This is a genomic window from Pseudomonadota bacterium (assembly GCA_022361155.1).
Classification (GTDB): domain Bacteria; phylum Myxococcota_A; class Polyangia; order Polyangiales; family JAKSBK01; genus JAKSBK01.
In genome coordinates this window covers 1-1,164 of the sequence record JAKSBK010000362.1, presented here as the reverse complement: position 1 = coordinate 1,164, position 1,164 = coordinate 1, and the positions used below count along the sequence as shown (strand labels likewise).

Sequence of the window (1,164 nt, the reverse complement as noted above, 5' to 3'; positions counted from 1 at the left end):
GTGGGCGGCGGCTCGCTGCGGGGCACGTGGAAGCGAACCGCCACCGGACAGCAGATCGACGCTACGCTTCGCTCGGTCGAGCTCGAGCAGCTCGGGCTGCTGGACGCCCTGATCGGGCTGCCCACCGAGGGTCGGGGCGACGGCCAGGTCGAGCTTGTCGTGGACCAAGATCCCAAAAAGACACAAGGTCAGTTGTCACTGACGATCAAGAAGCTCCGGCTCGGGGACGGCAAGGCCAAGTTCCCCATCCCGGGCCTTGGAGACGGCCTGACGGTCGATCCCGTGGAGGCGGGCAAGTTCGAGCTCACGGCGGAAGTGAACGACGGCGTGGCTACCATCGGCCGGCTGCGCAGCTCGGGACCCGATCTCAAGCTCCAGGGTCAGGGGACGGTGAAGCTGCAAGAACCCCTGGAGCGCACCCAGTTCGATCTGGTACTGGAGCTCGATTTCGGAGACACGTACAAGAAGAAAAGCACGCGAGTGCAGGCCATGTTCCAGCTGATGGAGCTGCAACCGCAGCTCAAGCGTGCCAGGACGCCCGCCGGTGGGCTGCGCTATAAAATCACCGGCAGCGCAAAACGAGCGCGCTTCACACCGTCGGGACGCCACAAGCCGTAGGCCCTAGCAAATCATCTGCTGTCACGCTAAGAAGCAGGCCGCTCTGCGGTGTGGGATCCTGGAGCATGGCTGCGTAAACGGCGGCCTGCCTCGGGTGTGGGTTCGAGCGCCTGGTCGGCTTCCGCCGCAAGCACCGAGGGTTTTGCCCCAGCTGCTGCGGCCGCAGATGAATGACCCTTCATAATGCATCACCATCGGGGTGGCGTAAGTAGTTGAAATTGGATCGTTCTTGAGGGGGGGATCGACAAGAACGACACGGAAGGCTCTCCTTGGGTTGCATGACCGAGGAGAGTTCCGTGTCGAACAACTTGCATGAGCAGATCCAGCAACAAACCCTGGGGGACTGCGACGCTATCTTCCCCATGTTGACCGGCTACCTTCTAGCCCTCGGAGTGGAACAAGCCAAGCAACTCATCGTCGTAGGAGACGGTGCCAAGTGGATCTGGGAACGTGTTGAGCCGCTTGTGGAAGCGCTCGGAATCGAGCGACACAAGGTTGCCCAAGTCGTCGACTACTATCATGCCACCGAGAAACTCAACGAGATCG

2 protein-coding genes are annotated in these 1,164 nt (G+C 61.6%); both read left to right on the top strand.

What is annotated here, in order from left to right; genetic code table 11:
- A partial coding sequence (gene gspN / locus MJD61_13995; protein ID MCG8556382.1) for a type II secretion system protein GspN occupies positions 1–618 on the top strand: 618 nt, incomplete at its 5' end.
- A 296-nt stretch (positions 619–914) separates the two neighbouring features.
- On the top strand, positions 915–1,164 hold a 250-nt coding region (locus MJD61_13990; GenBank protein ID MCG8556381.1), incomplete at its 3' end, for a hypothetical protein.